Annotated in this window: 16 protein-coding genes and 1 tRNA gene; 6 read left to right on the top strand and 11 right to left on the bottom strand. The window is 70.6% G+C overall.

The window, feature by feature from the left end; translation table 11 throughout:
• Window positions 1-27 precede the first annotated feature (27 nt).
• Window positions 28-357, bottom strand: coding sequence for a DUF3618 domain-containing protein (locus AQJ30_RS20430; protein WP_067236072.1), 330 nt, complete (start codon window positions 355-357; stop codon window positions 28-30).
• A gap of 93 nt (window positions 358-450) precedes the next feature.
• On the opposite strand from AQJ30_RS20430, the gene bcp reads away from it, so the two are divergent.
• The 3 genes from bcp to AQJ30_RS20415 all read left to right on the top strand — a co-directional run bounded on the left by bcp (window position 451) and on the right by AQJ30_RS20415 (window position 3,978).
• Window positions 451-918: a thioredoxin-dependent thiol peroxidase gene (gene bcp / locus AQJ30_RS20425; RefSeq protein WP_067236070.1), complete on the top strand. Its 468-nt coding sequence runs from the start codon at window positions 451-453 to the stop codon at window positions 916-918.
• A 269-nt stretch (window positions 919-1,187) separates the two neighbouring features.
• Window positions 1,188-3,227, top strand: a complete 2,040-nt coding sequence (locus AQJ30_RS20420) for a cell wall-binding repeat-containing protein (protein ID WP_067236067.1) — start codon at window positions 1,188-1,190, stop codon at window positions 3,225-3,227.
• A gap of 667 nt (window positions 3,228-3,894) precedes the next feature.
• Window positions 3,895-3,978 (top strand) — tRNA-Leu (locus AQJ30_RS20415).
• Window positions 3,979-4,049: 71 nt separating this feature from the next.
• Here AQJ30_RS20415 and rdgB read toward each other — a convergent pair.
• The 4 genes from rdgB to AQJ30_RS20395 form a co-directional block, all read right to left on the bottom strand.
• Complete coding sequence (gene rdgB, locus AQJ30_RS20410; RefSeq protein ID WP_067236064.1) at window positions 4,050-4,652, bottom strand: RdgB/HAM1 family non-canonical purine NTP pyrophosphatase; 603 nt, start codon at window positions 4,650-4,652, stop codon at window positions 4,050-4,052.
• 35 nt (window positions 4,653-4,687) lie between these two features.
• Window positions 4,688-5,089, bottom strand: a complete 402-nt coding sequence (locus AQJ30_RS20405) for a hypothetical protein (RefSeq protein ID WP_067236061.1) — start codon at window positions 5,087-5,089, stop codon at window positions 4,688-4,690.
• A 133-nt stretch (window positions 5,090-5,222) separates the two neighbouring features.
• On the bottom strand, window positions 5,223-5,954 hold the full coding sequence (rph, locus tag AQJ30_RS20400; RefSeq protein ID WP_067236058.1) for a ribonuclease PH: 732 nt from the start codon (window positions 5,952-5,954) through the stop codon (window positions 5,223-5,225).
• A gap of 85 nt (window positions 5,955-6,039) precedes the next feature.
• Window positions 6,040-6,273 carry a PTS sugar transporter subunit IIB gene (locus AQJ30_RS20395; RefSeq protein ID WP_067236054.1) on the bottom strand — a complete coding sequence of 78 codons (234 nt, stop codon included), beginning with the start codon at window positions 6,271-6,273 and terminating at the stop codon, window positions 6,040-6,042.
• A 186-nt stretch (window positions 6,274-6,459) separates the two neighbouring features.
• On the opposite strand from AQJ30_RS20395, the gene AQJ30_RS20390 reads away from it, so the two are divergent.
• Together AQJ30_RS20390 and AQJ30_RS20385 are read left to right on the top strand one after the other, a co-directional pair.
• Window positions 6,460-7,761 carry a PTS transporter subunit EIIC gene (locus tag AQJ30_RS20390; protein WP_067236049.1) on the top strand — a complete coding sequence of 434 codons (1,302 nt, stop codon included), beginning with the start codon at window positions 6,460-6,462 and terminating at the stop codon, window positions 7,759-7,761.
• Between the two features lie 200 nt (window positions 7,762-7,961).
• The gene (locus AQJ30_RS20385) at window positions 7,962-9,209 is read left to right on the top strand and encodes a PTS transporter subunit EIIC (RefSeq protein WP_067236046.1); all 1,248 of its coding nucleotides are present in this window, start codon (window positions 7,962-7,964) and stop codon (window positions 9,207-9,209) included.
• An 83-nt stretch (window positions 9,210-9,292) separates the two neighbouring features.
• On the opposite strand, the gene AQJ30_RS20380 is transcribed toward AQJ30_RS20385, so the two are convergent.
• Complete coding sequence (locus tag AQJ30_RS20380; RefSeq protein ID WP_067236043.1) at window positions 9,293-10,045, bottom strand: MBL fold metallo-hydrolase; 753 nt, start codon at window positions 10,043-10,045, stop codon at window positions 9,293-9,295.
• A 217-nt stretch (window positions 10,046-10,262) separates the two neighbouring features.
• Here AQJ30_RS20380 and AQJ30_RS20375 point away from each other — a divergent pair, with 217 nt between their 5' ends.
• Window positions 10,263-10,730, top strand: a complete 468-nt coding sequence (locus AQJ30_RS20375) for a type II toxin-antitoxin system PemK/MazF family toxin (RefSeq protein WP_067236040.1) — start codon at window positions 10,263-10,265, stop codon at window positions 10,728-10,730.
• A 10-nt stretch (window positions 10,731-10,740) separates the two neighbouring features.
• On the opposite strand, the gene AQJ30_RS20370 is transcribed toward AQJ30_RS20375, so the two are convergent.
• The 5 genes from AQJ30_RS20370 to AQJ30_RS20355 all read right to left on the bottom strand — a co-directional run bounded on the left by AQJ30_RS20370 (window position 10,741) and on the right by AQJ30_RS20355 (window position 14,343).
• Window positions 10,741-11,691, bottom strand: a complete 951-nt coding sequence (locus AQJ30_RS20370; RefSeq protein WP_067236035.1) for a PLP-dependent cysteine synthase family protein — start codon at window positions 11,689-11,691, stop codon at window positions 10,741-10,743.
• 6 nt (window positions 11,692-11,697) lie between these two features.
• Window positions 11,698-12,030 (bottom strand): MoaD/ThiS family protein, encoded by a 333-nt coding sequence (locus AQJ30_RS20365; protein ID WP_067236033.1) that lies wholly within the window; start codon window positions 12,028-12,030, stop codon window positions 11,698-11,700.
• A gap of 97 nt (window positions 12,031-12,127) precedes the next feature.
• Window positions 12,128-12,223 carry a putative leader peptide gene (locus AQJ30_RS39960; protein ID WP_313895875.1) on the bottom strand — a complete coding sequence of 32 codons (96 nt, stop codon included), beginning with the start codon at window positions 12,221-12,223 and terminating at the stop codon, window positions 12,128-12,130.
• A gap of 124 nt (window positions 12,224-12,347) precedes the next feature.
• Window positions 12,348-12,770 carry a M67 family metallopeptidase gene (locus AQJ30_RS20360; RefSeq protein WP_067236032.1) on the bottom strand — a complete coding sequence of 141 codons (423 nt, stop codon included), beginning with the start codon at window positions 12,768-12,770 and terminating at the stop codon, window positions 12,348-12,350.
• A 154-nt stretch (window positions 12,771-12,924) separates the two neighbouring features.
• Window positions 12,925-14,343 carry an amino acid permease gene (locus AQJ30_RS20355; protein WP_067236031.1) on the bottom strand — a complete coding sequence of 473 codons (1,419 nt, stop codon included), beginning with the start codon at window positions 14,341-14,343 and terminating at the stop codon, window positions 12,925-12,927.
• Window positions 14,344-14,443 lie beyond the last annotated feature (100 nt).

Below are 14,443 nucleotides of genomic sequence, written 5' to 3'. Positions count from 1 at the left end.
CCCCGGGCCGTCCCGTCCGCGCCCGGGTCAGCCCTTGCGGCGCCGGGTGCCGAGGACGAGCAGCCCGACCAGGCCCACGGCGACGACCGCGACCGGCACGACGCGCTCGAGCCGGGGCGATCCCGTCTCGTCCACGAACTGCGCCTTGACGTCGCTGACGACCTTGTTGACCTGGACGTACGCCCGTCCGAGGGTGTGATCGACATTCGCCACGACCTTGGCCCTGGCATCGCCGACGATGGTCTTGGGGTGCACCCGCACCCCGATCTCGTCGAGCGTCTCGGCCAGCACTTCGCGGCGGCGCTTGATGTCCGCCTCGATCTGCGCCGGGGTTCTGGTGTCCGACGTGTCCGCCACCGTACGGCCTCCGAAGTCCGATGATGCTGTTCCGGACAGTCTGTCAGCTCCACGCGCCAGCGCACTGTCAGGACCCCCCGTTACGCTGGTCCGATGAGCGAGCGACTCCAGCCCGGGGACGTGGCCCCCGCCTTCACCCTGCCCGACGCGGACGGCAAGCAGGTCTCCCTTGCCGACCACCAGGGCCGCAAGGTCATCGTGTACTTCTACCCGGCGGCGCTGACGCCGGGCTGCACCAAGCAGGCCTGCGACTTCACGGACAACCTCGAGCTGCTGGCCGGCGCGGGGTACGACGTCATCGGCATCTCCCCCGACAGCCCGGAGAAGCTCGCGAAGTTCCGCGAGAAGGAGTCCCTGCGGATCACCCTCCTCGCCGACCCCGACAAGCAGGTCACCGAGGCCTACGGCGCGTACGGCGAGAAGAAGAACTACGGCAAGACCTACCTGGGCGTGATCCGCTCCACGGTCGTCGTCGACGAAGAGGGCAAGGTCGAACGGGCCCTGTACAACGTCCGCGCGACCGGCCACGTAGCCAAGATCATCAAGGACCTGGGCATCTGACCCACCCCCTCCCCCGAGCGGCTCGCACCGGCCCGCCCCGGTCCGGGCCGCTCCGCTTCCCGGGCGCGACGGTCCGATCGTCGATCATGAAACGATCGGCGTAAATCCGTTCCCCCCGGTGGGGCGGGGACCTAGAGTGATCCGGCCGCTGTGACACACCTGCGCGGCCGACGGTCAGGCGACGGGGGACGGCGCCGACCGGGCCCGCAGCGCGGCTCCACCGACATCGTCGCGACATCACGTGATCCCCGGGGGTCGACAACTTGAGAATGTTCACGCGCCGCCGCGCCGCGGCGCTCGCCACCGCGGTGGCACTCGCCGCCGCGGGCACCCTGGCCGCGGCACCCGGTGCCGCCGCCGACGACGCGGGGCCCTGGCCGGGCACCGAAGGCAAGATCCTCAACGACGGGGGTCTGGTCATCGACCCCGTCACCGGGGGGACGAGCACCATCCCCAACGTGGGGAGTTACGCCACGTGGGCGCCCGACGGCAGCCGCGTGCTCAGCGTCTCCGGCCAGATCTCCAGCGTCCTGCCCAACGGCACCAAGAAGATCACCCTGCCCTGGGCCCAGGGCCTGCGCTCCAGCGCCCCGTACGAGGACCTGACGTTCTGGAACGGCGGCAGCTACGTCGTCTTCGCCAGCGGCGGCCAGCTCGCCTACGGTCCCTCCGACGCCTCGTGGGCGCCCGGCCCGCTGCTCCCGGCGAACCTGGAGCCGGCCACCGTCTGCGACTCCGGGCCGAGCGTGAACGTCAAGGGCCTGGTCGCCTTCGAGCGCCGCACGGGCAACTGCTCCTCCGCCACCGGCGTGTACGTCTACGACGGCGCCGCGCGGACGGTCAAGCTCGTCCTGGCCGACGCCGAGCAGCCCGCCTGGTCCCCGGACGGCACCAAGCTCGCGTTCGTCCGCAAGGACACCGACGGCAACCCCCAGATCTTCACGGCCAAGGCCGACGGCACCGACGTCCGGCAGCTCACCACGGGCCCGCGCCGGTTCGCCTCGCCGTCCTGGTCGCCCACCGGCAAGCGGATCATCTTCGACGCCCACACCTCGCCGAACAGCGACGACGTGCACACCGTCGAGTACGCCGACACGACGACCGGCGAGCTGACCCCGGTCACGGACGCGGCGCAGGGCACCTCCGTCGGCAACCCCAGCTGGCAGCCGCTGCGGAAGAACAGCACGGGCCGGGTCTGGGGCGCCAACGCCTACCTCACCGCCACCGCCTCGTCGCGCTGGACCTGGAACACCCTCGGCCACAGCGAGCCCGGGCTGGCGAACGCCAAGTCCGCCGTGCTGGTCAACCAGGACGACCCGGCGTACGCCGTCACCGCCCCTGCCCTGGCAGGCCGGAAGGAGGGCCCGGTGCTGATGACCCAGAAGACCGGGCTCTCGTCGACGACGAAGAACGAGCTGAAGCGGATCCTGGCCCCGGGCAAGCCCGTCTACCTGACCGGCAGCACGTCCGTCCTGGACAACACGGTCGCCTCCCAGGTGAAGGCGCTCGGGTACGTCCCGGTGCGGCTGACCGGCGCGGACCGCTACGCCACCTCGGTCATGGTGAGCAAGACCATCACCTCCGCCCCGAAGTACGTCTTCCTGGCGGGCGGCACCGAGTACCGCGCGGCGCTCTCGGCGGCGGCCGCGGCCGGCTCCGACGGCTCCGCCAGCGCGGCCGGGATCGTCCTCACCAACGGCAACAAGCTGACCGCGTCGGTGCAGGCGTACCTGAACAGCCTCAACCCCGACAAGACCATGATCATCCCGGTCGGTGCGGCGGCGCGCTACGCGCTCACCCACACCTCCTACTCCCGGTGGCCGTCCACGTACTCGTACTACCCGATCTCGGGCACCACGGACGGCTCCCTGTCGGTGGCCATCGCCATGTTCTGGTGGACCGCGCCGAACATGACCGGCCTCGCCTACTCCGGCGCCTGGCGCGACGGGGTCTCGGGCGCCGCGGCGATGAACGTCTACGGGCCCCTGCTGTGGAGCAGCAGCGCCACCACGCTGTCGCCCGAGGTGAACAACTACCTCTTGCGCGAGGCCGCCAGCGTCAACATCATGGTCGGGTTCGGCGGCACGGGCTCGCTCGCCCAGGCCGAGCTGAACACCGCGGGCACCTCGATGAGTGCGGGCAGCGCCTACTACACGTACCACCCGTACTACAACGGCCTCGTCCCGACGACGACGTCCTCGCGGACCCTCTCCGCGGGCACCACCGGCAGCGCCCCGGCCGCCCCGCGCGCCGAGCGGATCGCCGCCCAGCCGAACCTGACACCGCTCAAGACGCTCCACCACCAGTAACGGCCTACCCGGCGGGGGCGCCGACGAGCATCATCGACGCCCCCACCACCACCTCCCAAGCGGCTCGCACCCCACCCGGTGTGAGCCGCTCCGCTTTTCGGGTGTCCCGCTGGGTCACTGGTGCCGCGGACAGCGTCCGTGGCACCGCGCGGGTGCTGGGAGTCCCGGACGACGGCCGGTCCCGGGCGGCGCTGGGACGGTTGCTCAGGGAGAGGGGGGTCGACACGTCCCACTTCCGGCACGTCCGGCCGGCGCTGCCCAAGGACGACATCCGGGCCGCCGTGACGTCGGCCGACAGCTACGCGGACGTCATGCGCGCGCTGGGGCTGGAAGTGGACTACGCCAACCACCGCCGGGTGCGCCGGAAGGTGGCCGATCTGGGTCTGGACACGAGCCACTTCACGCGGCGCCCCTGGAGCGCCGCACCGGCAGCGGCGAGGCGGTCGCGTGCGGACGACGTCCTGGTCGTCATGGTCGTCCTGCCACCGGGAGCGCCACGCCCCCGCCGCGAGCGGCTCCACGCCGGCCTCCGGGAACTGGCTCGACAAGCGCGCCGGGAACCTCCGCTACCTGCGCCCCAACTGCCACGCCCTGACCGCGACATGGTGTCGCAAGAAGTCCAGGGACGGCGGTGGCGGGAGCCCCGTACACTGAGGATCACTGTCGAGCGGTCGTGGCGAAACAGGCATACGCGCGGGTTTTAGGTGCCCGTGGGAGAAATCCCGTGTGGGTTCGAGTCCCACCGACCGCACATGAGGTGACCGAGGGTCCGGTTCGTGGATGCGAGCCGGGCCCTCGGCGCGTTCACCGGGTCCTCGGCGTTCAGCCGACCAGTTCGCGGATCGCCGGGAGCAGGGCTCGGAAGGCCTTGCCTCGGTGGCTGATGGCGTTCTTCTCCTCGGGGGTGAGTTCCGCGCAGGTGCGGGTCTCGCCGTCCGGCTGGAGGATCGGGTCGTAGCCGAAGCCGTGGGTGCCCCGGGGGGTGTGGCGCAGGGTGCCGCGGAGTTGCCCCTCGACGACGTGTTCCGTGCCGTCGGGCAGGGCGAGGGCGGCGGCGCAGGCGAAGTGGGCCGCGCGGTGGCCGTCGGCGATGTCGGAGAGCTGGGCGAGCAGCAGGTCGAGGTTGGCCCGGTCGTCGCCGTGGCGGCCCGCCCAGCGGGCGGAGAAGATGCCGGGGGCGCCGCCGAGGACGTCGACGCAGAGGCCGGAGTCGTCGGCGATGGCGGGGTGGCCGGTGGCCCGGGCGAGGGCGTGGGCCTTGAGGAGGGCGTTCTCGGCGAAGGTGACGCCGGTCTCCCTGACGTCGGGGACGTCGGGGTAGGCGTCGGCGCCGACGAGCTCGTGCGGGAGGCCGGCCTCGGCGAGGATCGCGCGGAGTTCGGTGATCTTCCCGGCGTTGCGGGTGGCGAGGATCAAGCGGGTCATGGCCCCCAGTATCCCGGGGGCCGCGGGGGGGCCGGTTACGGCGTGCAGACCTTGGTGAGTTCGCCTGCGGCGTCGGTGACGGGGCTGATGTCGGGGGTGCGGTCGCCGTTCCGGACGGCCGTGCGGACGTTGTCGACGGCCTTCTGGAGGTCGTCGACGGCCTTGTTGACGTCGGTGTCGTCGGTGCGGTCGCCGATCCGGTCGAGGTCCGTGTCGATGGTCTGCAGCGACTGGTCGATCTGGGTGGGGTCGTTGGAGGCGTTCTCCACGGCCTGCTGGAGCCGGGTGACGCCGTCGGCGATGGTGTCGGCGGTCTGGACGCAGTCGAGGGCCTTGTCGACGGCGTCGCAGCCGGTGGCGAGTGCGGTGGTCAGGGCGACGGCCGCGAGGGCGGTGGCGATGGCGGTACGGCGTCGTCGGTGGCGGCTCGCGGCCATGGTGGTGTGTCCTCCCCTGTCAGGCCCTGGCAGGGCCCCCGTGTGTGGTGCGCGCGCAGGTGCTGCGTACTGCCCAAGACGCCTGGGCGGGCGGCGGGGTTGCTCCCGTCCGCCCGCCTCCTTGGTGTGCGCTTTACCTTTCGGTGGCGAGGGCGGCGCGCTGCAGGGCGGCCAGTTCGGTGCAGCCGGCGACGGCGAGGTCGAGCAGGGCGTCGAGTTCCTCGCGGGCGAAGGGTGCGGCCTCGGCGGTGCCCTGGACCTCGACGAAGCGGCCGTCGCCGGTGCAGACGACGTTCATGTCGGTCTCGGCCCGTACGTCCTCCTCGTAGCGCAGGTCGAGGAGGGGGACCGAGCCGACGATGCCGACGGAGACGGCGGCGACGGTGCCGGTGAGCGGCTGGCGGCCGGGCTTGATCAGCTTCTTGCCCTGTGCCCAGCTGACGGCGTCGGCGAGGGCGACGTAGGCGCCGGTGATGGCGGCGGTGCGGGTGCCGCCGTCGGCCTGGAGGACGTCGCAGTCGAGGACGACGGTGTTCTCGCCGAGTGCCTTGTAGTCGATGACGGCGCGCAGAGAGCGGCCGATGAGGCGGGAGATCTCGTGGGTGCGGCCGCCGATGCGGCCCTTGACGGACTCGCGGTCGCCGCGGGTGTTGGTGGCGCGGGGGAGCATGGCGTACTCGGCGGTCACCCAGCCTTCGCCGCTGCCCTTGCGCCAGCGGGGGACGCCTTCGGTGACGGTGGCGGTGCAGAGCACCCTGGTGTCGCCGTAGGAGACGAGGACGGAGCCCTCGGCGTGCTTGCTCCAGCCGCGTTCGATGGTGACGGGGCGGAGCTGTTGGGGGGTGCGGCCGTCGATTCGAGACATGGCGCTGAGCCTAGTGGTAGCCGGGGATGCGGAAGGGGCCCCTCCCTGGTCGGGAAGGGCCCCCGGGGACGCGCGGGGCGTCCGGTCACATCATGTCTTCGATCTCCGCGGCGATCGGGTCGGCGTCGGTGCCGATGACGACCTGGATGGCGGTGCCCATCTTGACGACGCCGTGGGCGCCGGCGGCCTTCAGGGCGGCCTCGTCGACCAGCGAGGCGTCGTTCACCTCGGTGCGCAGGCGGGTGATGCAGCCCTCGATCTCCTCGATGTTGTCGATGCCACCGAGTCCGGCGACGATCTTCTCAGCCTTGCTGGCCATGTTGCTTCTCCCTGATCCGAACCGCTTTGTCGCAGTAACCCACAGTTGGCCCAACTTCGCGAGCGGTCATGCCGTCCGTACCGAATGATGGCGTCACGACAGCGGAACCGTCCAAAACTGGTCTACACCACCTGGCGGACGGTCGCCAAACCCCGCCGCCGAGCCGAGCGGCCCGGAAGGACACCGATGAGCGCCGACGCCGAGGTCAGCCCCGCGCGGGCGCGCTGGAACGGGCTGTTCCAGGGCCTGCAGAAGATGGGCCGCAGTCTGCAGCTGCCGATCGCGGTGCTGCCCGCGGCGGGCATCCTCAACCGCCTCGGCCAGCCGGACGTGTTCGGGGCGGACGGGCTCGGCTGGGACAACGTCTCGAAGGTGATGAAGGGCGCGGGCGGGGCCCTGCTGGACGGTTCGCTCGGTCTGCCGCTGCTGTTCTGCGTGGGCGTGGCCATCGGCATGGCCCGCAAGGCGGACGGGTCGACGGCACTGGCGGCGGTGGTGGGCTTCCTCGTCTACTACAACGTGCTGCACCAGTTCCCCGAGTCCTGCCCGGGCGGCTCGAAGGAGCTGCCGGGCCTCGGGTGCCAGGTGAGCGTGGGGGCGGGGGCCGGGTCGGTGACGCCGTACACCTTCCAGAACCCGGGGGTGTTCGGCGGGATCGTGATCGGTCTGCTGGCGGCGTTCTTCTGGGCGCGGTTCCACCGCACGAAGCTGGTGGACTGGCTGGGCTTCTTCAACGGGCGGCGGCTGGTGCCGATCATCATGGCGTTCGTGGCGATCGCGTTCGCGGCGCTGTGCCTGTGGGTCTGGCCGCCGATCGGTGACGGGCTGGAGAGCTTCAGCAAGTGGCTGCGGGACGCGGGGTCGTGGGGTGCGGGGGTGTTCGGGGTCGCGAACCGGGCGCTCCTGGTGATCGGGCTGCACCAGTTCCTGAACGTGCCCATCTGGTTCCAGTTCGGCACGTACACGCCGCCGGGCGGGCAGCCGGTGCACGGTGACATCAACATGTTCCTGGCGGGCGACCCGAACGCGGGGCAGTTCACCTCGGGGTTCTTCCCGATCATGATGTTCGCGCTGCCGGCGGCGGCGCTGGCGATCACGCACTGCGCGCGGCCGGAGCGGCGCAAGGAGGTCGGCGGGCTGATGCTGTCGGTGGCGCTGACGTCGTTCGTCACGGGGATCACCGAGCCGATCGAGTACTCGTTCCTGTTCATCGCGCCGGGGCTGTACGCGGTGCACGCGGTGCTGACGGGTGTGTCGATGGCGGTGACGTGGGGGCTGGGGGTGCACGACGGGTTCAGCTTCTCGGCGGGGCTGATCGACTACGTCATCAACTGGAACCTGGCGACGCGGCCATGGGCGATCGTCCCGATCGGGCTGTGCTTCGCCGCGGTGTACTACGTGATCTTCCGCTTCGCGATCACCCGGTTCGACCTGAAGACGCCGGGGCGGGAGCCGGAGGACCAGCACGAGGACGTCACGAAGGCGTGAACGTCCGCAGCTGACGGGGTTCTCGGGCCCTCGGACCACCGGTCCGGGGGCCCTTTCGCGCACTCCCGGACGGGCCCGGATCCGGTACGCCGCGTAGCGCTCCGGTTGCAGTTTTGACGGGTTCCTTATATCCACCCCATCGTGCTACAACAGGTCTACACCACTGAGTGGTGTAGACCACCACCCGATGGAGGAAGTCTATGAGCACCGCCACCGAATCGGCGGCCCCCCCGAAGAAGTGGGGATCCGGTCTGATCCAGGGTCTGCAGAAGGTCGGCCGCAGCCTACAGCTGCCCATCGCCGTGCTGCCGGCCGCGGGTCTGCTGCTCCGTTTCGGCCAGCAGGACATCCACGACAAGCTGAACCTGCCCGACAAGGTCACAGCGGTGTTCGCCACGGCCGGTGGCGCGATCTTCGACAACCTGCCGCTGCTGTTCTGCATCGGTGTCGCGATCGGCTTCGCCAAGAAGTCCGACGGCTCCACCGCGCTGGCCGCCCTCGTCGGCTTCCTGGTCTACAGCAACGTGCTCAAGGCGTTCCCCGTCACCGAGGCCAAGGTCCAGGCCGGCGCCGACATAGCCGCGACCTACAACAACCCCGGTGTGCTCGGCGGCATCGTCATGGGTCTGCTGGGCGCCGTGGTGTGGCAGCGCTTCCACCGCACCAAGCTGGTGGACTGGCTCGGCTTCTTCAACGGCCGTCGCCTGGTGCCGATCATCATGGCCTTCGTCGGCACGGTCATGGGTGTGTTCTTCGGTCTGGTCTGGGAGCCGATCGGTGAGGTCATCTCCGACTTCGGCGAGTGGATGACCGGTCTGGGCGCCGTCGGTGCCGGCCTGTTCGGTCTCATCAACCGCGCGCTGATCCCGGTCGGCATGCACCAGTTCGTGAACACCGTCTCGTGGTTCCAGCTCGGCGACTTCAAGGACGCGGCCGGCGAGGTCGTCCACGGTGACCTCAACCGCTTCTTCGCGGGTGACCCGACCGCCGGCCAGTTCATGTCCGGCTTCTTCCCGATCATGATGTTCGGTCTGCCGGCCGCCGCGCTCGCCATCGCGCACTCCGCCCGCCCCGAGCGCCGCAAGGCCGTGCTGGGCATGATGATCTCGCTCGCGCTGACCTCGTTCGTGACCGGTGTGACCGAGCCCATCGAGTTCTCGTTCATGTTCATCGCGCCGATCCTCTACGGCATCCACGCGGTGCTCACGGCCCTGTCCATGGCGGTCACCTGGGCCCTCGGGGTGCACGCGGGCTTCACGTTCTCCGCGGGCTTCATCGACTACGCGCTGAACTGGAACCTCGCCACCAAGCCGTGGCTCATCATCCCCATCGGACTGGTCTTCGCCGCGATCTACTACGTGGTCTTCCGGTTCGCCATCGTCAAGTTCGACCTGCCCACCCCGGGCCGCGAGCCCGAGGAGGAGGTCGAGGACCTCACGAAGGCGTGATCCCCGGCTGACACCGACGAAGGCCCCCGGAGCCCTGAACCGCTCCGGGGGCCTTCGCGTGCACGGACCGCGCGTGCACGGGGTCAGATCTCGTACGTCGCCCTTGGTGCCGCCAGGTGGACCGGGCCGTCGTAGGCCGCGCGGGCGTCCGTCGCATTGACCTCGGGGTCGGTCCACGGCGGGATGTGGGTGAGGACCAGGCGGCGGGCGCCGGCGCGGGCCGCCGTCTCGCCGGCCTCGCGGCCGTTGAGGTGCAGGTCGGGGATGGACTCCTTGCCGTGCGTGAAGGCCGCCTCGCACAGGAACAGGTCGGTGTCCCGGGCGAGTTGCTCCAGCGCGGGGCTCGGCCCGGTGTCGCCGGAGTACGTCAGCGACTTCCCGCCGTGCTCGATGCGGATGCCGTACGCCTCCACCGGGTGGGCCACGCGTTCGGTGTGCACCGTGAACGGGCCGATCTCGAAGGTGGACGGCTTGACCGTGTGGAAGTCGAAGACCTCGCTCATCGAGGAGGCCGAGGGGGTGTCGGCGTAGGCCGTGGTCAGCCGGTGCTCGGTGCCCTCCGGGCCGTAGACCGGGAGCGGGTCGCAGCGGCCGCCGTCATGGCGGTAGTAGCGCGCCACGAAGTACGCGCACATGTCGATGCAGTGGTCGGCGTGCAGGTGGCTCAGGAAGATCGCGTCGAGGTCGTAGAGACCGCAGTGGCGCTGCAGCTCGCCCAGGGCGCCGTTGCCCATGTCGAGGAGCAGCCGGAAGCCGTCGGCCTCGACGAGGTAGCTCGAGCAGGCCGATTCCGCGGACGGGAACGACCCCGAGCAGCCGACGACGGTGAGCTTCATGGGAGCAGAAACCTCCGCTGGCGGGAAGGGATCGGGGGACGGGGCGACGGGGGTCGTGCGGTCCGTCGAGCGTAAGGCGCGAAACGCCGGGTCGCTCCTCCACCAGGGGCCGTTGTGGGCGAACTCACCTGCGCTGTCACCGGTTCGGCTGGACCTGCGGCGCGCGAGGCAGGACAGGGGGCGCGCACTGCCGATCGCGCGCCGGTACCGTCATCGTATGGACACGTCCTGGTGGCTTGCACTCGCTGCGGTGGTCCTGCTCGCCCTGGTCGCCACGCTCGTGGACGGCTGGGGACGCGGGTCCCGGACGCGGCGCCTGCGCACGACGCGGCCGACACGGCCGGCGCGGCAGCGGCAGAAGGGGCCGGCGGCCGGGGTGCCCCGGCCCGCGGAGATCTGGTGGGCGAACGTGCCCTTCGAGGACCGGCCCGGTGAGAAGGACCGGCCGTGCCTGGTGCTGGTGGTGCGCGGCAGCCGGGCCACGGTCGTGAAGATCACCAGCAAGCACCACGACGAGCGGCCGGGAGTGATCCCGCTGCCGCCCGGCTCCGTGGGCGACCCCCGGGGACGGGCGAGCTTCCTGGAGACCGACGAGCTGCGCGAGGTGCCGGTGGACGGCTTCCGGCGGCGGGTGGGAGTGGTGGACCCGGCCCTGTGGGACCAGGTCCGTCACCTCGCTCCCTAGCCGGCGTGGCTCACGCCCAGAGCTGGCCCTGGAGCGTGGCGATGGCCTCCTCGGTGGTGGCGGCCGTGTAGACGCCGGTGGAGAGGTACTTCCAGCCGCCGTCGGCGACCACGAACACGATGTCGGCGGACTCCCCCGCCTTCAGCGCCTTCTGCCCGACGCCGATCGCCGCGTGCAGCGCCGCGCCGGTGGACACGCCCGCGAAGATGCCCTCCTGCTGGAGGAGTTCACGGGTGCGGGTGACCGCGTCGGCCGAGCCGACCGAGAAGCGGGTGGTGAGCACGGAGGCGTCGTACAGCTCCGGCACGAAGCCCTCGTCGAGGTTGCGCAGGCCGTACACCAGGTCGTCGTAGCGCGGCTCGGCGGCGACGATCCGCACGTCCGGCTTGTGCTCGCGCAGGTAGCGGCCGACGCCCATGAGGGTGCCGGTGGTGCCCAGGCCCGCGACGAAGTGGGTGACGGAGGGCAGGTCGGCGAGGATCTCGGGGCCGGTCGTGGCGTAGTGCGCGCCGGCGTTGTCCGGGTTGCCGTACTGGTAGAGCATGACCCAGTCGGGGTGCTCGGCGGACAGCTCCTTGGCGACGCGGACGGCGGTGTTGGAGCCGCCAGCGGCCGGGCTGGAGATGATCTCGGCGCCCCACATGCCGAGCAGGTCCCGGCGCTCCTGCGAGGTGTTCTCGGGCATCACGCAGACCATGCGGTAGCCCTTGAGCTTGGCGGCCATGGCCAGGGAGATGCCGGTGTTGCCGCTGGTCGGCTCCAGAATCGTGCAGCCGGGGGTGAGCCGACCGTCCTTCTCCGCCTGCTCGATCATGTGCAGCGCGGGACGGTCCTTGACCGAGCCGGTCGGGTTGCGGTCCTCCAGCTTCGCCCAGATGCGGACGTCGGCGGACGGCGACAGCCGCGGCAGGCGCACCAGGGGGGTGTTGCCCACCGCGGCCAGCGGGGAGTCGTAGCGCATGCCCGATCAGGCCATTCCCGCCCGTCGCCCGGCCGCCACCCCGGCCGGACGCGGCTTCGCCGCGGCAGAACCTCCCGCGACGGCCGGCAGGATCGTCACGGTGTCGCCGTCGGTGAGCTTGGTGTCGATGCCGTCGACGAAGCGGACGTCCTCGTCGTTCAGGTAGACGTTGACGAAGCGGCGCAGCTGGCCCCCGTCCACGATGCGGGCCTGGATGCCCGCATGCCGGGTCTCGAGGTCGGCGAACAGGTCGGCGAGGGTCTCACCGTTGCCCTCCACCGCCTTCTGACCGTCGGTGTACTGGCGGAGGATGGTCGGGATGCGGACCTCGATGGCCATGGCTCAGGGCTCCTGTCGGAAGGGTTCGTCGGTTCGTCGGGCGGGAGGGCGCACCACGGCGCGCCGCGGCTCGGGGCCGTACGGCGGCGGCGGCTGTTCAACAGATGGCGCTGTTCAGCCTGCACAGGTCGACGTGCAGCCGCGCCACGAGCAGGGTGCCCGGCGCCTTGTCGCCCACGTCGAGAAGAACCATGCGCTCATCGTAACGATTCCCGGCCGGACTCCCGGAGTGTGATCCCACCTGCTGGACAGAATCCGGCCGAGGCGTGAGACGTGGGCGGGTGGGGGAGCCCTTCCCGGCAGTCCTTTCGCGGAGGTCAGTACGCCTCGACGATGCGGACCTCCTCCTCGCTGACCTCGCCGTCCACGATGCGGAAGGAGCGGAACTGGAAGTCGCCGAGGCCGTCGGTGTCCGCGGTGGAGACCAGGACGTAGTGGGCGCCGGGCTCGTTGGCGTAGGAGATGTCGGTGCGCGAGGGGTAGGCCTCGGTGGCCGTGTGCGAGTGGTAGACGACCACCGGCTCCTCGTCGCGGTCGTCCATGTCGCGGTAGAGCCTGAGCAGGTCACCCGAGTCGAACTCGTAGAACGTGGGCGACATCGCCGCGTTGAGCATCGGGATGAAGCGCTCGGGGCGGTCCGAGCCCGCCGGTCCCGCCACCACACCGCACGCCTCGTCGGGGTGGTCCTTGCGCGCGTGGGCGACGATCTGGTCGTGGAGGGCTTGGGTGATGGTCAGCATGGGGCCCAGGATATGCGGCGGACCGCCCCGTACCGAGGGTTGGTACGGGGCGGTCCGTATCGCGGACGCCCTGGGCGGCGGCGGTCCGGGGCTGCCACGAGCGGTCCCGTGCGCCGGACGTCCGGGGAGGGTCAGTGCCCCTTTACAGCTCCGGTCAGCCGACCTTCTCCAGCTCCGGCTCGCGGCGCTGGGTGACCTCCGGGTTGCGCGACTTCAGCACGGCCCAGCCGATGCCGAGGGCGGCGGCCCAGCCGGCCATCACGTACAGGCAGACGCGGGAGTCGGCGTCGTAGGCGATGAGGCAGGTGACGAAGAGCAGGAACGCGATGGCGATCCAGCTGCACACCGAGCCGCCGGGCGCCGGGAAGGACGAGGCGGGCAGCCGGCCGGCGACCACGGCGCGGCGGTAGAGGACGTGGCTGATCAGGATCATCAGCCAGGTCCAGATGCCGGCCGCGGTGGCGACGGAGGTGACGTAGCCGAACGCCTTCTCCGGGACGACGTAGTTGAGCAGCACGCCGATGCCCATGAACAGCACCGAGACGGTGATGCCGAGCGCCGGGGTCTTGGTGGCGGACAGCTTGCGGAAGGGCTTCGGGGCCTCGCCGTTGTCGGCCAGGGTGCGCAGCATGCGGCCGGTGGAGTACATGCCGGAGTTGCAGGACGACAGGGCGGCGGTGAGCACCACGAAGTTGACGATGCCGGCGCCGGCCGGGATGCCGATCTTGGCGAAGGCGGCGACGAAGGGGCTCACGCCGGGCGCGAACTCGGTCCACTTCACCACGCAGAGGATCACGGTGAGGGCGCCGACGTAGAACAGGGCGATCCGCCAGGGCAGGGTGTTGATGGCCTTGGGGAGGGTCTTCTCCGGGTCCTCGGACTCGCCCGCGGTGACGCCGACCAGCTCGACGGCGAGGTAGGCGAACATCACGCCCTGCAGGGTCATCAGGGACGAGCCGATGCCCTTGGGGAAGAAGCCGTCGAACTGCCAGAGGTTGGAGACCGCGGCGGTGTCGCCGGCGCTGCTGAAGCCGAAGGTCAGCACGCCGAGACCGATCACGATCATGCCGATCAGGGCGGTGACCTTGACCATCGAGAACCAGAACTCCAGCTCGCCGAAGAGCTTCACGGAGATCAGGTTGACCCCGAACAGGACCACCAGGAAGACCAGGGCGGTGACCCACTGCGGGACGGCCGGGAACCAGTAGTTGACGTAGATCGCGGCGGCCGTCAGCTCGGCCATGCCGGTGACGACCCACATCAGCCAGTACGTCCAGCCGGTGAAGTAGCCGAAGAACGGGCCGAGGAACTCGCGCGAGTACTCCGCGAACGAGCCCGACACCGGGCGGTACAGCAGCAGTTCGCCGAGCGCCCGCATGATGAAGAACACGATCGCGCCCGCGAGCGCGTACATGAGGATCAGGCTGGGGCCCGCCTTGGCGATGTTGGCCCCGGCTCCCAGGAACAGACCGACGCCGATGGCGCCGCCGATCGCGATCATCTGGACCTGACGACTGCCGAGCCCTCGCTCGTACCCCTCTTCAGGGGTGTCCGTGACCTGCTTCGAGGTCATGTGTGGTGCGCCTTTCTCCATGCCGACCCGGGCCTTTCGTCGGCCGCGGATCGGGTTTCGATCCCCCCGGATGATGGAGCTGAGCGGGCCGTGCGGGCCT

This window comes from Streptomyces longwoodensis, from assembly GCF_001514125.1.
GTDB classification, from domain to species: Bacteria; Actinomycetota; Actinomycetes; order Streptomycetales; family Streptomycetaceae; genus Streptomyces; species Streptomyces longwoodensis.
Note: the sequence above shows the minus strand (reverse complement) of the source record. Positions and strands in the feature narration are given on the sequence as shown.

What these genes read in the sequence shown, in the direction of transcription:
- bcp (WP_067236070.1), top strand. Translation starts at nt 451, where the DNA reads ATGAGCGAGCGACTCCAGCCCGGGGACGTGGCCCCCGCCTTCACCCTG.
- AQJ30_RS20420 (WP_067236067.1), top strand. Translation starts at nt 1,188, where the DNA reads ATGTTCACGCGCCGCCGCGCCGCGGCGCTCGCCACCGCGGTGGCACTC.
- rdgB (WP_067236064.1), bottom strand. Translation starts at nt 4,652, where the DNA reads ATGACCCGCTTGATCCTCGCCACCCGCAACGCCGGGAAGATCACCGAA.
- AQJ30_RS20405 (WP_067236061.1), bottom strand. Translation starts at nt 5,089, where the DNA reads ATGGCCGCGAGCCGCCACCGACGACGCCGTACCGCCATCGCCACCGCC.
- rph (WP_067236058.1), bottom strand. Translation starts at nt 5,954, where the DNA reads ATGTCTCGAATCGACGGCCGCACCCCCCAACAGCTCCGCCCCGTCACC.
- AQJ30_RS20395 (WP_067236054.1), bottom strand. Translation starts at nt 6,273, where the DNA reads ATGGCCAGCAAGGCTGAGAAGATCGTCGCCGGACTCGGTGGCATCGAC.
- AQJ30_RS20390 (WP_067236049.1), top strand. Translation starts at nt 6,460, where the DNA reads ATGAGCGCCGACGCCGAGGTCAGCCCCGCGCGGGCGCGCTGGAACGGG.
- AQJ30_RS20385 (WP_067236046.1), top strand. Translation starts at nt 7,962, where the DNA reads ATGAGCACCGCCACCGAATCGGCGGCCCCCCCGAAGAAGTGGGGATCC.
- AQJ30_RS20380 (WP_067236043.1), bottom strand. Translation starts at nt 10,045, where the DNA reads ATGAAGCTCACCGTCGTCGGCTGCTCGGGGTCGTTCCCGTCCGCGGAA.
- AQJ30_RS20375 (WP_067236040.1), top strand. Translation starts at nt 10,263, where the DNA reads ATGGACACGTCCTGGTGGCTTGCACTCGCTGCGGTGGTCCTGCTCGCC.
- AQJ30_RS20370 (WP_067236035.1), bottom strand. Translation starts at nt 11,691, where the DNA reads ATGCGCTACGACTCCCCGCTGGCCGCGGTGGGCAACACCCCCCTGGTG.
- AQJ30_RS20365 (WP_067236033.1), bottom strand. Translation starts at nt 12,030, where the DNA reads ATGGCCATCGAGGTCCGCATCCCGACCATCCTCCGCCAGTACACCGAC.
- AQJ30_RS39960 (WP_313895875.1), bottom strand. Translation starts at nt 12,223, where the DNA reads ATGGTTCTTCTCGACGTGGGCGACAAGGCGCCGGGCACCCTGCTCGTG.
- AQJ30_RS20360 (WP_067236032.1), bottom strand. Translation starts at nt 12,770, where the DNA reads ATGCTGACCATCACCCAAGCCCTCCACGACCAGATCGTCGCCCACGCG.
- AQJ30_RS20355 (WP_067236031.1), bottom strand. Translation starts at nt 14,343, where the DNA reads ATGACCTCGAAGCAGGTCACGGACACCCCTGAAGAGGGGTACGAGCGA.